Origin of the sequence: Sediminitomix flava (genome assembly GCF_003149185.1) — a bacterium.
GTDB classification, from domain to species: domain Bacteria; phylum Bacteroidota; class Bacteroidia; order Cytophagales; family Flammeovirgaceae; genus Sediminitomix; species Sediminitomix flava.
Genome location: NZ_QGDO01000009.1, coordinates 182,491 through 205,880 on the forward strand (window position 1 = coordinate 182,491; position 23,390 = coordinate 205,880).

Here is a 23,390-nt window from a genome sequence, read left to right on the forward strand (position 1 = left end):
AAAAACTTTTATCCTTTATTGGATTATTTTAATGAAATTTGGCACAAAAATAGAACGCTTTAAATGAAAAAAAATTAAATCTATTGTTAAATAATTCTCAGAAAAAATAGATTTATCTCCCTTTTCAAATCAGAGTGTATATTCATACTATTTATAAGTATAAAATATTTCGTACCTTAGAAAGGTATGCAAATATATAATCTGGAATACGATTTATTTAATTGCAGGTCATTCAATATAGTAACATTCATGGGCTTCTTTGATTTTTTATCCTCTAATCTCGCAATCGATCTCGGTACAGCAAACACCTTGATCCTAAATAATGGTAAGGTAGTCGTAGATGAACCTTCTATTATTGCATTGAACCGTTCAAATGGAAAAGTAATTGCTCTAGGACGGCAAGCAATGCAAATGCATGAAAAAACGCATGAGCATATTCGAACAATTCGCCCGTTGAAAGATGGTGTAATTGCGGATTTCCATGCGGCAGAACAAATGATAAGAGGTCTTATCAAGTTAATCGGAAGTGATAAATGGTTTTTCACACCTCAACACAGAATGATTATTTGTATTCCTTCTGGGATTACAGAGGTGGAGAAAAGAGCTGTACGAGATTCAGCTGAACATGCAGGTGCTCGTGAAGTATTCATGATTCAAGAGCCAATTGCAGCAGCGATCGGTATAGGCTTGGATATTGATCAGCCAGTAGGTTCTATGGTTGTAGATATTGGGGGAGGAACTACTGAGATTGCTGTGATTGCCTTATCAGGTATTGTTTGTGACCAGTCAGTTCGTATTGCAGGTGATATCTTCAATCGAGACATTCTTGATTATATGAGAAGACAGCACAACCTTTTGATTGGAGAACGTACTGCTGAGAAAATCAAGATCGAAATTGGATCGGCCATTACAGAGTTAGAAAATCCGCCAGAAGACTTTGAGGTAAGAGGAAGAGACCTTATGACCGGTATTCCTAAAGTGATCAAAGTATCGTACACAGAAATTGCTTTTGCTATAGATAAATCGATTGCTAAGATTGAAGAAGCTATATTGAAAGCCTTAGAGACAGCCCCACCTGAGCTTTCAGCAGATATTTATGAGAGAGGAATTCACCTTACAGGAGGCGGTGCTTTATTGAGAGGATTGGATAAAAGAATCTCTATGAAAACAAAATTACCAGTACATATTGCAGATGATCCTTTGAAAGCGGTCGTATTGGGTACGGGTAAGGCACTAGAGCAATTCAATGAATTCAAGGGAGTATTGATGAACTAAATTTCAGATTTAGTAGCGTTAGAATAGACCAAAATATTGAAGCCATAAAAAATACATGAAAGGAAGTCCGCTTTGCTGTAGTAGCATAGCGGATTTCTTTTATATATTTGAAAGCTTGCACATAGAAATGAGAAAGCAAGCAGGGATTAGCGAGCTAAAGCGGATAGAGAATGCAGGAATTATTTGATTTTATATATCGAATTAGAGTCTTTTTGGTATTTGTTGTATTAGAAATAGTAGCAGGTATCTTAATAGTCTCAAATAATAGTTATCAGAGAGCAACATTTTTTTCATCGTCAAGTGCAGTTGCAGGAAACTTATTTCAAGTCACAACCAATGTGACAAGGTATTTGGATTTGAGCAGAATAAATGAAGAGTTGAGAGAGGAGAATGCTTTGCTCAGAGAACGTCTGTTGGCTTTGGACACCCTTGTTGTCGACCCAGAGGATAGCTTAGCGCTTTTGAATTTGAGTTTTTCAGACACATTAGTCACAAAAGATACAGCAGATACAGACCTAAAGTTTGCATTTCAAGAGGCTGAAGTAATCAATAATTCGATTCGTAGAAATAATAACTACATCACTATTGATAAAGGACGATTGGATGGAGTAGAAGAAGGAATGGGGATTATCACCTCTGGTGGTATTGTTGGACAGGTGAAAAATGTATCCGATCATTTTGCTACTTGTTATTCGGTACTTCATTCTCGAATGAACATTTCTGCTGAATTATTAAAAGATAAATCACTCTGTACTGTAAAGTGGGATACCAATAATCCTGCGAAAGCAAGTCTTCATTATCTCCCGATGCACATCGAATTAAGTGAAGGAGATACAGTCATTACTTCAGGTTACAACACTGTTTATCCACAAGGAATTATGATTGGAACAGTTAGTAAGACGGAGTATAAAATGGAGGAATCTTTTGTGAATGTAGAAATTGACTTGGCAGTAGACTTTGACCAACTTTCATATGTATATATAATCAATGCCCTATTCAGAGCTGAAAAGGATTCATTAGAAAGTTTGAATGCCATTGATGAATAACAGAATAAAGTATTGAAAGCATAGGGATTGACTTTGGGAGCATGAGAAATAAGAATATAGTAAGTATAATCGTAGGATTTTTTGGTTACATTTTAATCCAACTTCTTTTTTTCAGAAATACACAATTGTTTGGGTTGGCTTTTTGCTTCCCGTATATAGCCTTCATACTCCTTTTGCCTTTCGGACAAAATGGAATAGGAAGTATGGTATTGGCTTTTATTCTGGGAATCACTGTAGATATTTTCTACGATACCTTAGGAATACATGCAGCCGCCTGTGTTTTTATGGCCTTTGCACGTAACTATTATCTAAAAAATTTCGGGGGGGGAGATAAGTACGATGCTAATGACATACCGAGTGTGTTGTTATTGGGCAATGGCGGTTTTTTGTCACTTACATTACCTCTCATTTTCTTGCATCATTTTACCTTCCTAATGATAGAAGCAAGTAACTGGGCACTAATCGGAAGGACTTTATTACAAGCCGTATTGTCAACTGTATTTACAGCACTCATACTTCTTTGTATTCAAATGATCTTATATCCGGTACAGAAAAGAAGGCTGTAAGTTTAGGATACATTAAGAGATAAAGAGATTAGAAGGAATCGTTTGGTAAAAGTCTGTTAAAAATTTGAATCCAATCCTTTTTTAAACTGTAATTGAGAAGCTTAGTGGAATGAAATCAAATTGTCAATAATCGTAAATGATTATTTGATAAATCCCACTTTGGAGTAAATAAAAACGATTCTGAAAGTCTCCAATATGAAAAATATCAAGAAATTCTTCCTTTTATTTTCAATGATAGTTGTTGGTGTTTTTACTGTATCTGAAAGTAAAGCACAAGGAGAACAGCATATGATTAAACTCTCAGGAGTTGTAGTTGAAGGTGATAGTCTTTTTGGGGTTCCTGGAGTGCATATTGTAGTTGAAAATGCAGGAAAAGGAACAGTTTCTAATCAGGCAGGTTTATTTTCAGCAGATGTATTTCCTGGAGATTCTATTTCGTTTTCGGCCGTAGGTTTTAAGAAAGTGAAAATGGCAGTTCCCGATACTCGAAACCCTGCTTGGACTGTAGTCGTAAAGCTTCAGGAAGATGTGAAAACATTACCTCAGATTGAGATTTATCCATATCCAACAAAGGAATTGTTCAGAGAAGCTTTTTTAGCTCTTGATCAAGAAGAAGATCCGAGGATAACAAATATGAAGGAAAATGTAAATCAAGAGAAAATCACTTATATGGCTAAAGTGATTGAGGATGATTACAACGATAACTTCAATACCTTTTTAAAACAACAGCAAGCCATGCAAACTGCACGAATGTTTGCACCATCCTTTTCCTTCACTGATCCATTTGCATGGGCACGATTTATAAAATCTGTTCAAAATGGAGACCTGAAAAAGAAAAGGTGGAATTAAGAATTTGAAAATCAGAAAGCGTTAGAGAATAGCCGTTCTCAAACGCTTTTTTTCGTATAAAATAGAATAACAGAATGAAAAATTTGATTCAAGCTCCAGTTGCGAAAAAAGAGGAGAAGGTACTGGAAATCCATGGTCACAAACGAGTTGACCCGTATTATTGGATGAGAGAGCGAGAAGATAAAGAGGTCTTAGCGTACTTGGAAGCTGAAAATTCTTATACAGCAGAAGTGATGGCTCCTTTCAAAAGCTTGGAAGATAAATTATTTGCTGAGATCAAGGGCAGAATTCAAGAGAAGGATATGTCTGTTCCTTATTTATTGAATGGTTATTACTATTATACACGATACGAAGAAGGACAAGAATACCCAATCTATTGTAGAAAGAAAGGATCATTAGAGGTAGAAGAACAAGTCATTCTGAATGTAAACGAAAAAGCTAAAGGACACAGCTTTTATACCGTAGGAGGAATGAGTATCAGCTCTGAAAATGATATTCTGGCTTTTGCTGCAGATACAAAAGGGAGACGTATTTATACCATCTATTTTGTAAACCTAGAAACAGGAGAACAGTATACTGATACTATCGAAAATGTGACAGGTGATATCACTTGGGCAAACGATAATAAGACCTTATTCTATACTCGTCAAGATGAAGAGACCTTAAGAGCTTTTCAAGTACTAAGACATAAGCTTGGAGAGGCAGTGGAAGAGGATGTATTAGTCTATGAAGAAAAAGACGAGACTTTTACAGTATATGTACACCGAACAAAATCTAAAAAATTTATAGTACTTGGTTCATATTCTACTTTATCTACAGAATCACAATTGATTCCTGCAGATCAGCCAGAGCAAGAGCCTCGTATTTTTCTTCCGAGAGAAGCAAAACATGAATATAGCATAGCTCATTACGAGAATAGTTTTTACATCGTGACCAACTGGAAAGCTCAGAATTTCAGATTGATGGTGACCGATGAGGAAAATACAGCGAAAAGTGCATGGAAAGAAGTAATAGGACATCGTGAAGATGTTTTGTTGGAAGGCCTAGATATCTTCAAAAACTATTTGGTAGTTGAGGAAAGAAAAGAAGGTCTAGCTCAGATCAGAATCATAAAATGGGATGGTAGTGGCGAATATTACCTTGATTTTGGTGAACCAACTTATACAGCAGGTACTTCACTTAACCCTGACTTCAATACCGATATACTCAGATATCAATATAATTCATTAACTACACCAGCTTCTGTATTTGATTTTGATATGAATACAAAAGAGAAAACCTTACTTAAACAACAAGAGGTTTTAGGTGATTTTGATGCAGGTGCGTATACTGCCGAACGTATTTATGCAGAAGCAGAAGACGGAGCTAAAATTCCGATTTCATTAGTCTATAAAAATGGATTAGAGAAAGATGGAAATAATCCGGTTTACTTGACAGCTTATGGTGCGTATGGATATTCATATGATCCGTATTTTAGTTCTGTTAGGTTATCTCTTTTAGATAGAGGTTTTGTTTTTGCAATAGCTCACGTTAGAGGTGGGGAAGAAATGGGGCGTAAATGGTATGAAGATGGCAAAATGATGCACAAGAAAAATACCTTTACGGATTTCATAGCAAGTGCAGAAGCTTTGATTGCAGCTAAGTTTACTTCTACCGAAAAACTCGTAGTAAATGGCGGCAGTGCAGGTGGTTTGCTTATGGGGGCTGTAGTGAACTTACGTCCAGATTTATTCAAAGTAGTTGTTTCGGAAGTTCCTTTTGTAGATGTGATCACGACAATGCTTGATACTTCTATTCCCCTAACTACAGGTGAGTACGATGAGTGGGGAAATCCGAATGAGAAAGAGAGTTATGATTATATGCTTTCATATTCTCCGTATGATCAAGTAGAGGCGAAAAGTTACCCGAGTATGTTGGTGACTTCAGGTTTGCACGATTCTCAAGTACAATATTGGGAGCCAACAAAATGGGTGGCTAAACTAAGAGATTTGAAAACTGACCACAATACTCTATTGCTGAAAACAAACATGGATGCAGGTCATGGAGGAGCATCTGGAAGATTCGAAAGATATAGAGAAGTAGCCTTCGAATTTGCTTATGTATTAGCTCAGTTAGGGATAGTAGAATAAGTTAGTTCTTATAAACTAAAAGAGGCTAGACTCATAATTGGTCTAGCCTCCTTTTTTTTAATTTTTTATGCAACTTCCATAGAAGCTGGGTCTCTGAATGGGATTGTTATTTTGAAGTTCTGCTTGCACCAGCGTTTAAGCTCTTCTTTGTCGTCTTTTGGTAGTATGGTCATCGCTTTTCGTAATTCTTTCTCAAAAAGTGTTTTATCAAACGCTACTTTTTCGAGAATCATTTTAGAATATTCTAGCATTTTAAATAAAAATTTTAGGGTGTTAATCTGTGTTAAAGAATGCTGATTATAGGCTAATGTGCGTACTTTTAATTCAGGTCATAATAAAGATACGACTAATTAGTGTTGCGGTTACATTTATTCGTGATTGACGTAATTATATTAAGAAATATTTGGTTTAAATGCAAGTTCACAGTTCAAATGAGCACTGAAACTCAACAAGCATTCTGTCAGATATAACAGTCATAAATAATGCCAACAATCTCAGTATAAGATTATGAAAAGAATACTAAATAGTATGGGAGTGATGCTTGGGATTCTACTCTTTTCACATCTGAATGTCCAAGCTCAAAAGATCTCGATTGAATACGGAAAAACTGAAATTGGGGAGAATGAAAACTTCCAGATTACATTAAAAATAACTAACGATAGATTAAAAGAATACTCTGGTTTTCCAGATATCGAAGGTTTCAGAAAAGGACGACCATCCTCTTCTTCAGAGACTCGAGTGATCAATGGAAAAGTTTCAACCTCTCAGAGTATCATCCAATATTACAGTCCTTCAAAGCAGGGTACATTCAAAGTCCCTAGTTTCTCGATTAAAGTAAATGGCAAAGACATTTCTACATCGGGGACAACAATTAAAGTAGGACCGCCAGTAGAACGTCAAGTGCAAGATCCTTTTGCAGCTTTTTGGGGTGGAAATAGTGGATACAGACAGAATCGTCAGCCTCAAGAATTTATTGAGGTAAAAGATGATGCCTTTTTTGCCATAAATACCGATAAGAGAAAGGTATTTAAAGGAGAAGGTTTTACCATGGATGTATCTTTCTACGTAGCCACATCCAACCGAGCAGACTTGGAGTTTTATCAACTACCAGAGCAGTTGAATAAAATCTTGAAAGATATAAAACCAGCAAACTGTTGGGAAGAAAATCATACGATAGAGACAATTAATGCTGAATATGTAAAGATTGGAGATAAGCATTATCGTCAGTTCAAAATCTATGAGTCGACATTCTATCCTTTCAACGATCAAGATATTGATATTCCTAAGGCAGGGCTAAAAATGGTCAAGTTTAAGGAAGCGAAACAAAAGTCTTTCTTTGGAATGAATAAGAAGGAAGATTTTAAAATGTATTATTCATCTCCTAAGAAAATTGAAGTATTAGATCTTCCAGAGAATCCTACTTTTGTAGATGTAAATGTGGGTAATTATCGCTTGGAAGAAAATTATACAGGAGGAACCACAAACCTTGAAACAGGTAAAGGATTTACTTACCGTTTCACGATTAAAGGAGAAGGAAACATCAATGCGATATCTGAACCACGAGTGAAAGAAACAGAAGCTTTTCTATTCTATCCTCCTGCAGTAGTTCAAAACGTAAATAGAGCAAATGGTAAGGTCTATGGTTCTAAGGTATATGAATATTATGTTGAGCCTTTAGAGCCTGGCGAATATAAGTTGAAAGACTTTATCAGTTGGCAATTCTTCAATACTCGAACGAAGCAATATGAAACCCTAACTTCAGACTTTGAATTTAAGGTAACAGGAGAAAGTTTGAAGAACCAAGAAATCTCAAATCGAGACTTTGGAGACTTCTATGACAGAATTGATGATGAGAATAATTCATTGAGTGCAACGGTAGATTCGCCTTGGATAAGAATCATTATCAACGGAAGTATATTGTTGTTGTTTGGAGGAACAATCTTCTTAGTATTTAAACAAGTACGAGTAGATAAATTCAAAAAGTAAGTATCTGTCTGATACATAAAAGAAAGCTTCTTTAGCACTTATAGCTAAAGAAGCTTTTTTGTTTTTTACATATAATCGTTGAATTTATCGAAGTAAAAAGGGCTGAGAAGTTCGTTTAGGAACACAAAAGTAAGAGAGTGGGTTTTGGCGTTTAGTTGGCGACCGTTTTCACATTAAATGGTAACTACTAAAACTAAACTAACTAACAATCTCTCATGAAAATGAAATCAAATTTTTACCTCTGGTTAAAGTTCGCTTTAGCTAGTGTTATTTGTTTTTCATCATTTATGTCTTTTGATGATGATGAAAATGTGCCAGATCCTTTCTGTCCTGAAATTATAAAGCTAGATGTTCCACCTATTTTAGAACAAGGAGGAAAGACCAGTATTACAATTGGACTTTCAGATGTAACAGCTTCTGTCAACTTAAAATTATTGGTGCTAAATAATGACGGAACCTACACAGAATTAGAAGAAAATGATCTCATACCTGATCAATTTAATGAGGTAGAGAAAACATATTCTAATATCGAGTTAACAGGTTACAAAATAGTTGTAACTCCAAGCCAAGAAAATTGTCCGCCTTTTGAGGAATTGATCTTTCCTACATGTCTTAAATATGAATTGAGCGCAAGTTTTAACGATAGCTATGGAAGGTATGTAGATGGACACGTATTTTATTTTCCGAAGCTCCCGATCATTAATTCACAGACTTGTGAAACAACAGCTTCGAGCAAAATAACCCGTTTTGGATTAGAGGAAGGAGATGAGCTCTTTCTTTGTATAGATGGAGATGAAGCTAAAATTACGGGTACTGTTACAATTTATAGTGGTGAAAATATAGGAACACAATGGGGCGTAAATATAGAATTGATTCCTACTGATAGAGCTAACTGTGATCCTAAATTTGAGTTTAAGTCAAGTGCTAATACAAAACTCACAGAGTTTGAAAAATTTTGGGAGTACTACAAAATTAAATTAGATGGAGATTCCTTTTTAGAATTAATAGATACACCTATACAAATCCATATAACCAGCGAGATAGCACCTTATTGTATGCAAATAGGATTAGGTGGAAATAACAAGAATTTAGGGTTTGGACTCTCAGATTGGTTTAAATGGAAATTGGTTAAGGAAGGAGAGGGCTCAAATGGAGAACCTTTTTTTGAAACTATTTTTCAGACTAACAGTCATGCAGATATCAATGTTGATTTAGAATGTTCATCCCAATGTCCTGACATCGGGGTTTTAAGCCCAGATATTGATTGTGAAGAAGATGGGTTTGGAACGGTAGTATTGAATTTGAATAATGTTATTCCCGAAATAGATCAATTAGATTTTAGTGCAGCTATAGATGGAGTACCAGGTGTTATTTCAGATGTAAAATCTCTTCTTGAAATTACTCCTATGACTACCAACATCCTAGATGATGAGGCTACAGTACAACAAATAGGAGGGGCTAATAGTAACCCACAGATAGAGGTGCGATTACCAATAGGTCAGTATACGTTTAAGCTACAGAGAGGTGACGACCCTGAATGTATCTCTGAGGTGAATGTGAGAGTAGCGAGTGATAAATTCAATGTGTCTCCAGCCAAAATACCTGCATTTGTCAATTGTAACTTTGATGATGGCCACGTTTTCTGGTTTCAAGATTTTTGTGATTTAGCAAACCCAAGCCAAAAAGGGAAGACAATATTCTCTTTAATGGGAAATGATCAGCTATACCTTTGTGACGAAGACGATTGTTTATATCTGCAAGGAACTGTTACAGTTAAGAGTGGTAAAAATGTAAATACAAATTGGGAGGTAAATATAAAGTTTAATCCTAAAGATGATGTAACAGAAGGAAAATTCGAATGCGGATTAATTCCGGGAAACCTACAAGATTTCTTTGAGAATCATGTCTGGAAATATTACACAATTGATGAGGATTTATCTTACCTACAGTACACTGAGAATGCTGATATCTATAGGTTAGAGTTCTTGAACAAATCGAATTATACGCAACTTGGTGTAGCCGCAAACGGAAAAAACTACAAATATGGTTTATCGACGTGGTTTGACTGGGTTCTGAAAAAGAATGAGGAGGAAACCGTTTGTCAAGGTTCAAAGCATGCTGATATTAATATTGATCTAGAATGTAGAACAGAATGTGCACTTCAGCTTGCAGCATTAAGCCCTGAAGTAAATTGTGATTCAGATGGATTTGGAACCGTAGTTCTTAATCTTAATAACGTGATTGCAGGTTTAGATCAAATTGATATTAATGCCATTGTAGAAGGTGAGGGTTTACTTACAGAGTTGACAGATCTAATCCCGAATATTACACCTACAAATCTCAGTTTGAATTATTCTGGTACGTTGGCAAGAATTCAGAGTACATCAACCATCAATCCTCAAATAGAGTTAAAACTACCTATTGGTCAATATACTTTTACGCTTCAAAGAGAAGGACAAGACGACTGTACTTCACAAGTTTCGGTATTAGTTACCAATGATAAATTCAAAGTTGAGGCAGCCGTTAAATCAGTAAATTGTCCATTTGTAGATAATCATGTTTTCTGGTTGAGAGGTTTCTGTGATCTGACAAATTTATCAGAAAAAGGGCTTACAACTTTTTCTTTAGACCCATATAATGAAGATGAATTGTATTTATGTGAAGAAGATGACTTTTTGTATTTGAGAGGGACTGTGACAGTTCAGAATGGTAAAAATATAGGTACAAATTGGGATGTAAATGTAAAGTTTAAGCAACCATCAGAACCAAATTGTGAAGGGAAGTTTGAATGTGGCTTAGTTCCAGATCAATTAAAAGATTTCTTTGAAACCAAAGTTTGGCAATACTATGAAATTGATGAAGAGAAGTCTTATCTAAGGTATTCCGATGGGTATGATATGTACAAGCTGAGGTTTATGAATATAAATGGGAGTGACAATTGTACCCAAATTGGTATTGCGGCCAACGGTAAAAACTACAAAAATGGCCTTTCAACTTGGTTCAATTGGGTTCTTGAGAAGAAAAGTTATAGCGGATATCAAGAGGTTTGTAGAAGTACAAAACACGGTGATATAAACATCGATCTTATTTGTACAGATGAAGTTCCAGATATTGTAATTGGTGATGATTGTGATGAAATGTACCCAATGTGTGGTGATAATTTCTACTCATACGACCTCAACAGATGTATCGCCATGAAACCAGAAAAAATGACTAACATGTATGACAAGATTTCTCCAATGCTTGAGAATGAAGTTGAAAATACAGATATCAGACCAATGCCAGGTCATGCTATTTTCAGGTGTTATATGGATGCAGAAGAGGAAGGCGAACTCGGAGCTGAATGTTTGGCTATGGTAGAATTCTGTGGGCAATATTGGAAGTTGAGTACTCAGAATATGGTGAAGTACAATGATGAAGGTAAGAAGATGTTTGTTGGTGATGGGAAAATGGTCTTACTCAGTGATGAGAATATCGTTTGTGAACTTCCTTATGTAAAACTGAGAACAATTGGTTCATTAGAAACACCAGAAGGACGTGTTTATCAAGCTTTGAGAATGGGCTTCAAATGGGAAATGGAAGGAAAGAAGGGGTGGAATAATATTGTATTCCCGTTAAGTAAGGTTTGTACGAAGTCTATAGATGTCAAATTTATGGAATGTTCTCGTAAGCGAAATAAATACCAAACATCGATTACGAATATCGACCCATTCTTCCCTATGTTTTTAATGAAAGATAATGGTAAAAGATTTAAGGTTGAGCCAGGTCAAACCCGAAATCTTTTCAGTAAAGAACAAGAGGTCATCTGTTTTGTAGATGGAGAAGAGGAGATCATGGAACATGAGTACGAGTACGGAAATCAGCGTTGTAGTTCGACTGATTATACGCAAACGGTCATGAATGAAGAGGATGATATAGATTGGGATGAGGGAGAGCCTGTAGCTTATGCAAATACTAGCAATTATAGTTTGCCTAGTTTTGGAATTAAGGCTTATCCGAACCCAACAACAGGTTCATTTACGCTCGAAGCATATGGAAATGATAGTAGAATAGAAATCTTTACACCTTCGGGAAATAAAGTCTATGAGCTGTCTTTCAATACTACATTTAAGCGAGAAGTAAATGTGAGTGAGTTTGGACGAGGAATCTTCATTATTCGTCTGATTTCTGATGGTGAGCAAGTGGTTGAAAAGGTTGTGGTCAACTAATTTACTCTTGCTATAAAAAGGGAAATCCCATTTCAGTTTTAGTTGAAATGGGATTCCTTATTTTTAAGCTTTCGCATTTATTTTTTCTTCAAATTTCTTTTTTCCGAAGGCATTGTACTTTTCTACTCTAGGATTCATGACTCCAAACCAAAGCGGAGGAATGGCTGACAAGAGCATCATACCAGGATAGCCTGTTGGCATTTGAGGACTGTCATCGAAGTGTCTCAGAATCTGATATTTTCTACTCGCCATATAATGATGATCTGAATGTCGTGATAATTCAAAAAGTAGTGTTCGTCCGATCACATGATCAGAATTCCATGAGTGCCAAGGTTGTACTCTTTCGTAATGCTCTTTTTTCTTATGTCTTATCAGTCCATAATGTTCAATATAATTGACTGTTTCCAAGAGTAATATACCGATAACAGCTGCGCTAAAAAAAGCGGCTAAACTCAGCCATCCACCATAAACAAATACAGCTACTAACAATCCGATTTGAACGACTTGGAATTGTAAGAATTCATTCGAAAGATTAAAGGGAGAGCTTTTCTTTTTGGCTAATCTCTCTTTTTCTAAATGCCAAGCAGATAAGTATCCTTTGTACATTGAACGAAACCAAAAGGCATAAAGAGGTTCTCCTAATCTGGAAGTGGCAGGGTCTTGAGGAGTACTCACATAGCGATGGTGACCTCTGTTATGTTCAATATAAAAGTGCATATACAATGATGTTAGCAATAATGCCTGTCCTAATCTTTGTTCGCCTTTGGTTTTTCTATGTCCAAGTTCATGAGCCAGATTAATTCCCATTGTTCCACATAAAATCCCCATAGAAATGATACAACCAATCAACTCCCATGTTTGCATAGGACTTTGAATAATCCATAAAAAGTAAAAAAGGAAACCTATATGCACAAAGGCAGCCATGTACAAAACAAGATCATAACTCTTGTTGGAAAGTAGCGATTTGTATTCTTCATCAGACTTATTGCCTGTAGATGGCGGAATGAATAACTCGAGAAACGGAATAATACCAAATGAGTAGACTAATGGAAAAAAAGTCCATAGACCTTTGAGGTAAAAGGCTAAAAAAACAGCCAATGGTAAGCTGAAAATAATTGAATATCGGAGTGGTCGTAGCATTGTGTTGCGCTTTTGGATAATTATAATTTCTAAGAAAAAGATAAGAGATAAATCTCAATCATCCAATATATTATGAATTGATAGCGCAATTGTATTTTAGAGTGAATATGCTTGAGCGGTTAGTCCCAAGCATATTGTTCCCAACCCATTGGGCTCAGAATATTATTTAATTGACTGACAAATCTGGCTTTTGCCAATGCTCTAGCTCCAAAATTCACATTTAACTGCAAATCATAAACTTCGAGCTCTAATAAAGCACCAGAGGTTGTGAAGTCATCTTCCAAATCAAAAATATTGTTGGCAATAAATTCAGATGATTTCTGGGCAATGATCGCTTTCGATAGTACTTCTAGGTAAGTGACCTCTTCAGAAGAGTCCATAGCTTCCTGTACTTTAATCAAGTTTGCCTGTGCGGCATGTTGGAATTCTGTGATAGCTTGACCAACCGTTTTGTTTTGGTTTGACATAATGGCTTATTTACTAATGATAAAAGCAAGTTAGTAAAAGTTGAGAGTACAATTTCAATTCAGAAGCGAAGCTTTTAATTTTGAGCTATAAAATGAACCAATAGAAAAATGAATACAGCTGAAAAATTACCAAATCCGATCGTAAGTGTTGAGTGGTTGAGTGAGCATTTAGAACATCCTAACCTTATTCTTTTAGATGCTACGATTCCGAAGCCAGGAAGTAAAGAGAAGTATATTCCAACTGAAGTCATTGGTACGGCTCAGTTTTTTGATATCAATAATGCTTTTTCAGATAAATCATCTTCTCTTCCGCATACAATGCCATCAGTTGCTCAGTTTGAAGAAGAAGCTCAAAAACTAGGGATAAATCAAGATAGTTGGGTTGTGGTTTACGATGCTCTTGGTACTTACTCTAGCCCTCGTGCATGGTGGATGTTTAAGGCAATGGGATTTTCTAATGTGTCTGTACTTGATGGAGGATTACCAACTTGGAAGGCGAAAAATTTTCCAACAAAGTCTTATGAAAAGAACGAAGCTAAAGGGGATTTTAAAGCAGTCTTGAAAGAAGAGTTAATCAAGGATAAAAATGCGGTTTTAACTGCATTGGAAGATGAAGCAAAATCTATTTTAGATGCTCGTTCGGCAGGTAGATTTGATGGAACAGCTCCCGAACCTAGAGTAGGGCTGAGGTCTGGACATATGCCAAATGCGAAAAGTTTACCGTTCACGGACTTACAGTTGGAAGGTCAAATGAAGACTAAGGAAGATCTGAAGTCGATATTTAATGATAAGAAGGTAGAACAGGAGATGATATTTTCTTGTGGTTCTGGAGTGACAGCTTGTATTTTGGCATTAGGAGCTACCATTGCGGGTTATGACAAGCTAAGTGTTTATGATGGGTCTTGGAGTGAGTGGGGGCAAGAAGAGTTAGATTTACCTGTGGTGAAGTAGTAGCTAATAAAAAAGTCTTCTGAACATATTCAGAAGACTTTTTTATTATCTCTTAATCGATTGAACTTTTTCTAAGGAAATCATTTCGTGTTCATTTCCCCAAGTGTTCAAGATGTAGTTTGTAACGTCACGAACTTCTTCGTCGCTAAGACCTAGTTCAGACATATAACCATTATATTCTTCGCCGTTCACTTTAATTGCTCCCTCTTTGCCATATTTAATGATATGAATACCTCTATCAATATCATTGAATAGGTAGTCAGCTTTTGCTAAAGGTGGGTAAAGTCCTTTTACGCCTTGTCCGTTTTCTTGGTGACAATAGGCACAAAGTTTTTTATAAGTATCTTTTCCAGCTTTCATACTCTCTTCCTTAGAAGGAGGTTGAGTTTCATTGAAGCTTAGTACTGAAAATAGTAATGAAATTAAACCTAAAAAACCGTAATAATTCATGTTGATGAGATCTAAACCTGTTAGTCCTTGAAAATATCCACCCAAATATAATAACTAAAAGAATAAATTGTACAAAGTACGGTTTTAAATAGAATGTCTTAAAACAGATCTAGACTTAGAAAATAAAATAAAGGGAATTCTCTTTGATAGAAAATTCCCTTTAAATCGATAGCTGTTAAGTCTATTCAATTATTTCACTGGAGGTAATTCAATATTTACGCTACGCTCAAGGTTAAAAGTCATTGTAGTTCCTTGCTCAAGAACTAATGAACCTTTTTCTCCAATAGCAGTGGCACCAGCTCCTAAAGCAGCACCAATGGCAGCACCTATACCTGCAGCTTTTCCTTTATCTCCTTTTTTACCAACAGCCGCACCAATACCAGCACCAACAGCAGCACCAGCTCCTGTATTTCTTGCAGTTTTACCTGTTTGACTTTTCCCTTGGAAAGGAATTGTATTGGTCTTCAAGTTATAAGAAGCACCGTCTAAATAAACTTGAGAAAGTGTTACTTCTAGTTTAGAACGACCACCCATTTTCTTCTCATTTTGGACAGCAACAACTTTCCCTGTTACAGTCGCATTTTTAGGAAGAACTTCTTTTCCATTGACAATGATAGGACTTGTAAGAGCTGCTTTGAATGATTGATCTACCTGAAGAGATTTAGTATCCAAATCTTCAGAAAGACTAATGTTAAAATCTTTTCCTGCATCTACCGTCATGATTACAGGTTTTGGTGGTTCAGGTTTTGGTTCTTTTTTAGCTGCAGGCTGTTGTTTCTTTACTTCTTCTTTTACGACAGGAACAGGTTTTGGCTTGGAAGTTTGAGGCTTCTGTTTGTCTGGACTAGGTTTAGCTACTTCAGTAGGATTTTCTTTAGCTTGCTCCTGTTGAGTTTCTTCAGTTAGTGGAGCGTCTGTATCATTTACATCATCCGTGTTTTTCTTACTGCATGAGCTGAAAAAGGATGTAGCGGTAAATAATAGGGCGAGAGTTAATAATTTAGAGCTTGCCATTAGTTTTTAATATTTGATAACTGTGATTGTAACATTTTTAATTGTAGTATGTATATTTGAGTACCACAACCAACATACAAACGTCTACAAAATCATTAAGGTTTATACTTTTGAAACTCATTAACAATCCATGTTGGTATATATTTTATAAGTAACTGAGTCGTATATACGCTCATATTTACATACGGAGGGAAAGGTCATCATGAGAGTATTTTTCAAACAAACATTAGTTTTTAGCCTATTTATAATACTTACTTTTCAAAAAGCATTTGCGATGGTGCCTAGTGTAGGACCAGAAAGTGACGTTCAACGCGAAATCTTAGTAGATGCTGAAGATGTTTTTACTTATCGAGATGAGCTTGGAGATAAAAAAATTCAAGATATCCTGAAACTGCCAGATTCGCTGTGGGCGTCTCAAGAGGGTAAAACAGTTGCAGTAATTCCCAATACGACCTATGTCTATTGGGTAAAGCTTGATCTTGAAAGTGATTTCTTTGAAAATGGACACTGGCTTTTAGAATTATTGGATAGCCATGTCAATGATCTTACTGCTTTTTGTTTGACGGACACACTCGAGGAGTTCAAACCAATTGGCGTTGATCATAATTTTGCAGAAAGGCATTATCGTCATAAAAACTTCATCTTTGATATTCCGAAGACGAGTGAAAAAGTGACGGTTTATTTTCGATATAGAACGGACTTCTATTCGGCACTCCTTTTTAAAATTTGGCCCAATAATGAATTTCTGAGTTATAGTAATGGAGAGTATTATTTATTAGGTGCTTTCTACGGAATATTGATCCTGTTAGCTGTTTATAACCTCTTTTTCTTCTTTTCATTAAAAGAGCGATTCTATCTGTATTATGTTCTGTTTGTATTAGCGAGTGTTTTCGTTGGTTTAACAGAAGATCGAACAGGTTTTCAATACTACTGGGAGACATTTCCATTTCTTAATGCTATCACAGATAAATGGACTCCTCTTTATTTTATGGTGAGTTCCGTCCTTTTTGCGACCTCCTTTCTTCGAATGCGAAAGAAAAGTAGACTTGGGTGGCAACTGATATGGACTTCTGTAGGAATGAATATTTTGTACTTCATATATTATTTCAATTCCTATAATTTCTTGTGGGCTTCGCCTGTATATATTCTTCCGTTCTTAATCATTTTTGTATATGCTATCAAATACCAACGAGTAGGAAATGTACAAGAACGCTACTTTTTGATTGGTTTCACTTTTGTATTGATTGCGGCAAGCATTATGTCCTTCCGTTCGCAAGGGCTAGCCATTTTCTATACAATTCTTGGAGTATATACTTTCAATTTCAGCCTGATACTGAAAGTGGTCTTCTTTTCAATTGCTTTAGCTGAACGCTATCGCATCATGAAAAAAGAACATGCCGAGAGTCAGCAGAGAGTGATTGATCAATTACGTGAAAATGAAAGAATCATTGAACAGAAGGTAGTTGAAAGAACTGAGCAGATCAGAGAACAGAAGCAAATCATTGAAACAAACAATAAAGAATTAGCTAGCGCAAACTCACTTCTAGAAAATCAAGCAGAGCAATTGAAAGAGCAATCTTTAGAAATTGCAAGGATGAACGAACTGCTCAGAGGTGAAAATTTACAACTTCAGGAAAATGTAGAGGAATTAGCCACTGCTCGGGTTTTGGTTAAGGATGTAGGTTTTGCTGAATTCAGTAAGATTTTCCCAGATGACGATGCTTGTTACAAGTACTTGGCTAAAGTGAAGTGGTCAAAAGGATATGCTTGTAAAAAGTGCGCCAATGAGAAATATTCAGAAGTAGCTAAATACGGACATCGTTGTACGAAGTGTGGCTTTAATGAGTCTACTACAAATGCAACTATTTTTCACAGGCTTCATTTCCCGATACAAAAAGCATTTTATATGCTTTACCTAGTTTATAGCCATCAGGGAGATATCACTTCGACAGAGCTTTCAAAACTTTTAGACTTGCGACAAAACACCTGTTGGAAGTTCAGTAAAAAGATAAAAGAAAGATTGAGTAGAGTGAATGATAATAATGAGGATGGATGGAAAGTTCTGATTCAAGATTAGAAACCGGTATCGGAACATCCTTTTCAGAAGTATTATTAGTTCTAAAAAAACTCATTTAACATTTCTTAACAATGTTCTTAGGTGCAAACAAAAAATAGTGTTATCAATACGTTTTTGTATTTAAGATGTTGATTTATACTACTTTGTGAGTTTGTTATTTAAGTGCCAATACGCTTAAAAACAGTTAAATGTAGATTCTTGTTTTTTGTACACTTATCGTTTTCATTTGTATTGAAGACTTGACAAAATCACTTGCTCAGTCCCGGGTATAGCAGGTATTTTTTTCGTCTGACGAATGTCACTATATCGTTTACTTTATTTACCGCTCAAACAAAAAGGATATGTTTAGATTTTTTTGTTGTAGTATATCTAAGCTTAAACCCTGGCTTGCTTTCGTAGCAGCTTGGATGCTTACTTCAACTACATTTGCTCAAGAGCGAATGGTTGAAGGGAAAATTATTTCGGGAGAAGATAATCAACCGCTACCAGGTGTATCAATCCTTGTTCAAGGAACAAAAACAGGTACTATCACTGACTTCGATGGTATGTACAAAATAGCCATCCCAGAAGGCGGTACTACTTTAGTATTTTCTTATATCGGATATGTAGGGCAAGAAGTTGAAGTAGGAAATCAGACAAACATTGACATCACACTAACCCCTGATGCAGAGCAATTAGATGAGATTGTTGTAGTTGGTTATGGTGTCCAAAAGAAAAGCGTTGTAACAGGTGCTATTGCTTCAGTAAAAGAAGCTGATATCGTAAAAACACCTGTTGTAGAGGCTGGACAGGCCCTTCAGGGTAGAACTCCAGGGGTTACTGTAGTTGGAAATAGTGGTCAACCAGGTGCTGGTTTTGACATTAGAGTAAGGGGTACAGGTTCAAATGGAAACAACACGCCATTATATGTAGTTGATGGTCTTCAACTAGATAATATCGATCACCTTAACCCAGGAGATATTTCTTCTATCGAGGTATTGAAAGATGCTGCCTCTGCTGCAGTATACGGTTCAAGAGGTGCGAATGGTGTTGTGATTGTAACAACGAAAAAAGGTAAGGCAGGTAAGCTTACTGTAAATTATGATGGATACTACGGAGTGCAATCAGCGTGGAGAAAAGCACCTGTGCTGAATGCGAAAGAGTATATGATTCTTCATAATGAAGGAGCGATGCACGCGAATAAGTCTTTACCGTTCTCTGCCGAAGAAATGTCATCTAACATGGTGGACACGGATTGGCAAGATCAAATTTATGATACAGCTCCAATCACCAACCATACAGTACAAGTTTCTGGAGGATCAGAAGTATCAAGCTATCTTGCAAGTGTAAACTATTTTGGTCAGCAAGGTTTTGTGGCTCCAGAAAAGTCACAGTTCGATCGTTTCACAATGCGTTTGAATTCTTCGCATCAGTTGTCTGACTATGTAAAGTTTGGTCAAAACTTATCTTATACAAGAAGTACAAAACAAGGGATTAACGAGCAGAACGAATTTGGTTCTGTCTTACAGAATGCAATTCTTCATGATCCTTTAACTCCAGCCATTATCACTAATCCTGAGATCGCAGCAGAATATTCATCATTGTCTCCTTCAGCAGTAAGAGATGCAAATGGTAACTATTATGGTATCTCACAAAGAAACCTTAGAGAGATTGTCAATCCTTTAGCTAGGATTCAAAATACATATGATGAGAATATTCATTCAAGTCTTTATGGAAACGGTTTCTTAGAAGTAACGCCAGGTATTGAAGGTTTGAAAGTAAGAACTGATGTAGGTTTCAAATTGAGTAATGGAAACAACAGAGGATATACGCCTGAAGCATATTACAATGTAGTGAATACAGTTACCGCAGATGGTGTGTGGCAAGGTTCATATGAGAATGTTGAATTGCAATGGGAAAACATTGTCTCATATGATAAGACGATTGACAAACATACATTCGGAGTTCTATTAGGAACTACTTTGATTGATAGACAAGGAAAATGGTTCAGTGGTAACCGTACAAATCTTCAAATCAAAGGTTGGGACTATGCTTATTTAGCAAATGGTGCTGATGACGAAACTCAAAAAAGTAACAGTGGATTTTGGCAACACAGAATGCTATCTTACTTCGGTAGACTAACTTATAACTACGATGAGAAGTATATGTTGAATGCAGTTTTACGTTATGACGGTTCAACAAACTTTGGTACAAATAACCAATTTGGTCTTTTCACATCTATTCAAGGTGGTTGGGTAGTTTCAAGAGAGAATTTCTTAGTAGATAACGATGTACTTACATTCTTGAAGTTGAGAGCTGGTTATGGTGAAACAGGTAATGAGTCTATTGAAGCATTTGCTTATTTACCATTGGTAGGAGCAACTACAAACTACATTATTGGTTCTGCTGAGACACCAACAACGGGTTTCGCTCAAAATAAACTAGCAAACCCTAATTTACAGTGGGAGCACGCACAAGAGGTTAACTTTGGTATTGATGCAGGTTTATGGAATGATAAGTTGACAATGAACTTAGATGCTTATCAAAGAACACGTAAAAACCTTCTAGGACTTCAGCCAATTCCAGCTTATACAGGTATCGGACAGCCAAGCGCTAACTTAGGTGAAGTTCGTAACCAAGGTATTGAATTAGCTTTAGCTTACAGAAAAAGAGAAGGAGACTTCCACTACGAAATTGCAGCAAATGTTGCTTACAACGACAATGAAGTACAAAAAGTAGCTACAGGAGATGGTAGAATTTATGGTGACGGAGCATTCCAATATGACGGACAGTTGGTAATGGAACAAGGTCACGCACTACCTTATTTCTATGGCTATAAGACAAATGGTATTATTCAAAATCAAACTGAAGCAGATGCTTACAATGAAGCATTTGGTCAGAAAGCTGTTCCAGGAGATATCCGTTTTGTAGATACAAATGGTGATGGTGTGATTGACGGCGATGACCGTACAGATATCGGAGATCCTCAGCACGATTGGACATTCGGTTTGAATATTAGCATGGACTATAAAGGTTTTGACTTTAGCATGTTCTGGCAAGGACAGCAAGGAGCAATGTTGTTCAATGCCACACAGCGTCTTGAGCTTGTAGCAGACCAAAACTACAATGCTAGATATTTAAATCGTTGGACAGGAGAAGGTAGTACAAATAGTTTCCCAAGATTCACTCATAATGATACAAACGGAAACTTCACAAGAATCAACGATATGGTACACCTTGAAGATGCTTCTTACCTACGTCTGAAAAACATCCAAATAGGGTATACACTTCCTCAAAATATTTGTGCAAAAGCAGGAATGACCAAAGCTAGATTCTACTTATCTGTACAAAATGCTTTCACATTTACAGAATACACAGGTCTAGATCCTGAAGTAGGTCATGGTAGCGCTATGGGAATTGGTTTTGACCGTGGTTCTTACCCACAAGCAAGAACATTCTTACTTGGTACAAACATTTCTTTCTAGTGGTTTAACCTAATAAATGTAGATCAAAATGAAACTAAAATCTATATATGTCGGACTCAGCCTGTTTTGTGCAGTAGGAGCGACTTCATGTTCTGACTTTTTAGAAATTGATCCGAAAGATCAAGTAACTTCTGAGAGTTTTTATAAAACTCCAGACGATGCTTACAAAGCTTTGATCGGTATCTACGAAAAACTTAGAAGTGACTACAACGTGACTTATATCCCAATGGGATTGAACTCAGGGGTAATGTCAGACGATATGTACACTGGAGGCGGTGGAGCTTCAGATATGTTAGCGTGGCAACGTATGGCTCGTTTTGAATCATCTCCAGCTACAAATGACGTAGCAATGCAGCTTTGGAGTAAATGTTTTACAGGTATCCAAAGAGCAAACTCATTGATTCAAAAATATGATGAGATTGAGTTTAAAGTAAGTGAGGAAGGAATCAAGAATAACTACCTAGGGGAAGCACGTTTTTTGAGAGCTCATTATTACTTTGAATTGGCTCGTTTCTTTGAGAATATTCCATTGATTGAAGAACCATACATTGATGAGAGCTGGAGAGATGCAATACAAGCAACACCAGAAGAACTTTATGGCTTCATTACAGCAGAAATGATTGCATCAATAGATTTAATGTCAGAAGCTTATGATGCTGAAGGCACTCGTCTTGTTGATGAAGGTAGGCTATCAAAATATGCTGCAATGGCAGAGTTAGCTAAAGTATATGCGTTCTATACAGGCTATTACAATACGGCTGATTTGCCAGTAAGATCAACAGAAGAAAATGGTAGTAAAACATCATTCTCTTTAGATGAAGCGTTAGCAATGACTCAAACGATCATTACTAATTCAGGATCATCTTTAGAAGCAAATTATGCTGATCTATTTGGTGCAAATGGAGATAATTCTCAAGAAGTTTTATTTGAAATTCCATTTACAGCTACAGGTTCAGGTGACTGGGGTGATACTTCTCTAGGAAATATGTTTTGCCAAATGGCAGGGCCAAGAGGTTACTCTAGTGGTTTGTTAAAAGAAGGTTGGGGATTTGGAACACCAACAAGGTCTTTGGAAGCTGAATTTGAAGTTGGAGATTCTAGAAAATCAGCAACTATTGTTTATGCAAAAGAGCTTCTAGATATTCAGCAAGCTGAAGGAACAGCTCCTTCATTGGCTCCGAATTACAATTATACTTCAATGTTCAATATGAAGTATACTACACATTCTGATGCATTTTATGATGTGAATTCAGCATTGAACTGGGGAATTAATTATCACTATATCAGACTTGCAGATGTGATTCTTTTAGCTGCAGAGTTTGAGCTTGCAAAAGGTAATGTGTCAGGAGCTACAGATTATGTAAATCAAGTAAGATCACGTGCAGGTTTAGCAGGAGTAGCGTCAGTTGATTTGGATGCAATTTATCATGAACGTCGTGTAGAATTAGCATTTGAAGGTCACCGTTATTTCGATTTGCTAAGAAGAGGTCTTGATTATGCAAAATCTAAGATTGATGTAACTAATTATTCACTAACAGCACCAACTGAAAATGGCGGTATTTATGTGAATAGCGATAATCAGAATTTGACAGGAGACCTTGGAGACCCTTCTACTTTTGAAGTTAATTTTGATCTTTCAAAGAAAGGATTCCTTCCAATTCCTCAGTCTGAAATTGACTTGAATTCAAATCTTAAGCAAAACGCAGGTTATTAATGATCTGCATCTTATGATGACTAGTTCGATTTTTTAATTCTTTTGAAAACTGAA

At 36.3% G+C, this 23,390-nt stretch carries 16 protein-coding genes; 11 read left to right on the forward strand and 5 right to left on the reverse strand.

Annotation, left to right across the window (positions count from 1 at the left end; all coding sequences use genetic code 11):
• The first annotated feature begins 249 nt into the window (after positions 1-249).
• The 5 genes from BC781_RS23430 to BC781_RS23450 all read left to right on the forward strand — a co-directional run bounded on the left by BC781_RS23430 (position 250) and on the right by BC781_RS23450 (position 5,865).
• On the forward strand, positions 250-1,275 hold the full coding sequence (locus BC781_RS23430; protein WP_109622594.1) for a rod shape-determining protein: 1,026 nt from the start codon (positions 250-252) through the stop codon (positions 1,273-1,275).
• Positions 1,276-1,445: 170 nt separating this feature from the next.
• On the forward strand, positions 1,446-2,321 hold the full coding sequence (gene mreC / locus BC781_RS23435) for a rod shape-determining protein MreC (RefSeq protein WP_109622596.1): 876 nt from the start codon (positions 1,446-1,448) through the stop codon (positions 2,319-2,321).
• Positions 2,322-2,362: 41 nt separating this feature from the next.
• Positions 2,363-2,887 carry a rod shape-determining protein MreD gene (locus BC781_RS23440; RefSeq protein WP_109622598.1) on the forward strand — a complete coding sequence of 175 codons (525 nt, stop codon included), beginning with the start codon at positions 2,363-2,365 and terminating at the stop codon, positions 2,885-2,887.
• Positions 2,888-3,082: 195 nt separating this feature from the next.
• Entirely contained in the window at positions 3,083-3,736 is a 654-nt protein-coding gene (locus BC781_RS23445) for a carboxypeptidase-like regulatory domain-containing protein (protein WP_245935654.1), read from the forward strand.
• A 74-nt stretch (positions 3,737-3,810) separates the two neighbouring features.
• Positions 3,811-5,865, forward strand: a complete 2,055-nt coding sequence (locus BC781_RS23450) for a S9 family peptidase (protein ID WP_109622600.1) — start codon at positions 3,811-3,813, stop codon at positions 5,863-5,865.
• Between the two features lie 65 nt (positions 5,866-5,930).
• Here the strand turns inward: BC781_RS23450 and BC781_RS23455 are convergent, their stop codons facing one another.
• A complete protein-coding gene (locus BC781_RS23455) occupies positions 5,931-6,116 on the reverse strand; it encodes a hypothetical protein (RefSeq protein ID WP_109622602.1) in 186 nt (61 codons plus the stop codon).
• Between the two features lie 256 nt (positions 6,117-6,372).
• On the opposite strand from BC781_RS23455, the gene BC781_RS23460 reads away from it, so the two are divergent.
• Together BC781_RS23460 and BC781_RS23465 are read left to right on the forward strand one after the other, a co-directional pair.
• The gene (locus BC781_RS23460) at positions 6,373-7,851 is read left to right on the forward strand and encodes a BatD family protein (RefSeq protein WP_109622604.1); all 1,479 of its coding nucleotides are present in this window, start codon (positions 6,373-6,375) and stop codon (positions 7,849-7,851) included.
• A 221-nt stretch (positions 7,852-8,072) separates the two neighbouring features.
• Positions 8,073-12,059, forward strand: coding sequence for a T9SS type A sorting domain-containing protein (locus BC781_RS23465; protein ID WP_158281566.1), 3,987 nt, complete (start codon positions 8,073-8,075; stop codon positions 12,057-12,059).
• A gap of 63 nt (positions 12,060-12,122) precedes the next feature.
• On the opposite strand, the gene BC781_RS23470 is transcribed toward BC781_RS23465, so the two are convergent.
• Both BC781_RS23470 and BC781_RS23475 read right to left on the reverse strand, forming a co-directional pair.
• Complete coding sequence (locus BC781_RS23470) at positions 12,123-13,199, reverse strand: alkane 1-monooxygenase (protein ID WP_109622608.1); 1,077 nt, start codon at positions 13,197-13,199, stop codon at positions 12,123-12,125.
• Positions 13,200-13,318: 119 nt separating this feature from the next.
• Positions 13,319-13,666, reverse strand: a complete 348-nt coding sequence (locus tag BC781_RS23475) for a hypothetical protein (protein WP_109622609.1) — start codon at positions 13,664-13,666, stop codon at positions 13,319-13,321.
• A 108-nt stretch (positions 13,667-13,774) separates the two neighbouring features.
• Here BC781_RS23475 and sseA point away from each other — a divergent pair, with 108 nt between their 5' ends.
• Entirely contained in the window at positions 13,775-14,617 is an 843-nt protein-coding gene (gene sseA, locus BC781_RS23480) for a 3-mercaptopyruvate sulfurtransferase (protein WP_109622611.1), read from the forward strand.
• A gap of 45 nt (positions 14,618-14,662) precedes the next feature.
• On the opposite strand, the gene BC781_RS23485 is transcribed toward sseA, so the two are convergent.
• Both BC781_RS23485 and BC781_RS23490 read right to left on the reverse strand, forming a co-directional pair.
• On the reverse strand, positions 14,663-15,067 hold the full coding sequence (locus BC781_RS23485; protein WP_146201766.1) for a c-type cytochrome: 405 nt from the start codon (positions 15,065-15,067) through the stop codon (positions 14,663-14,665).
• Positions 15,068-15,256: 189 nt separating this feature from the next.
• Positions 15,257-16,081, reverse strand: a complete 825-nt coding sequence (locus BC781_RS23490; RefSeq protein ID WP_109622615.1) for a hypothetical protein — start codon at positions 16,079-16,081, stop codon at positions 15,257-15,259.
• 274 nt (positions 16,082-16,355) lie between these two features.
• Between BC781_RS23490 and BC781_RS23495 the strand changes: the two genes are divergently transcribed.
• The 3 genes from BC781_RS23495 (at position 16,356) to BC781_RS23505 (ending at position 23,336) form a co-directional block, all read left to right on the forward strand.
• Positions 16,356-18,158: a 7TMR-DISM family protein gene (locus tag BC781_RS23495; protein ID WP_211323964.1), complete on the forward strand. Its 1,803-nt coding sequence runs from the start codon at positions 16,356-16,358 to the stop codon at positions 18,156-18,158.
• Between the two features lie 341 nt (positions 18,159-18,499).
• Positions 18,500-21,622 carry a SusC/RagA family TonB-linked outer membrane protein gene (locus BC781_RS23500; RefSeq protein ID WP_109622619.1) on the forward strand — a complete coding sequence of 1,041 codons (3,123 nt, stop codon included), beginning with the start codon at positions 18,500-18,502 and terminating at the stop codon, positions 21,620-21,622.
• A 28-nt stretch (positions 21,623-21,650) separates the two neighbouring features.
• Positions 21,651-23,336, forward strand: a complete 1,686-nt coding sequence (locus tag BC781_RS23505; protein ID WP_109622621.1) for a RagB/SusD family nutrient uptake outer membrane protein — start codon at positions 21,651-21,653, stop codon at positions 23,334-23,336.
• Positions 23,337-23,390: the final 54 nt, after the last annotated feature.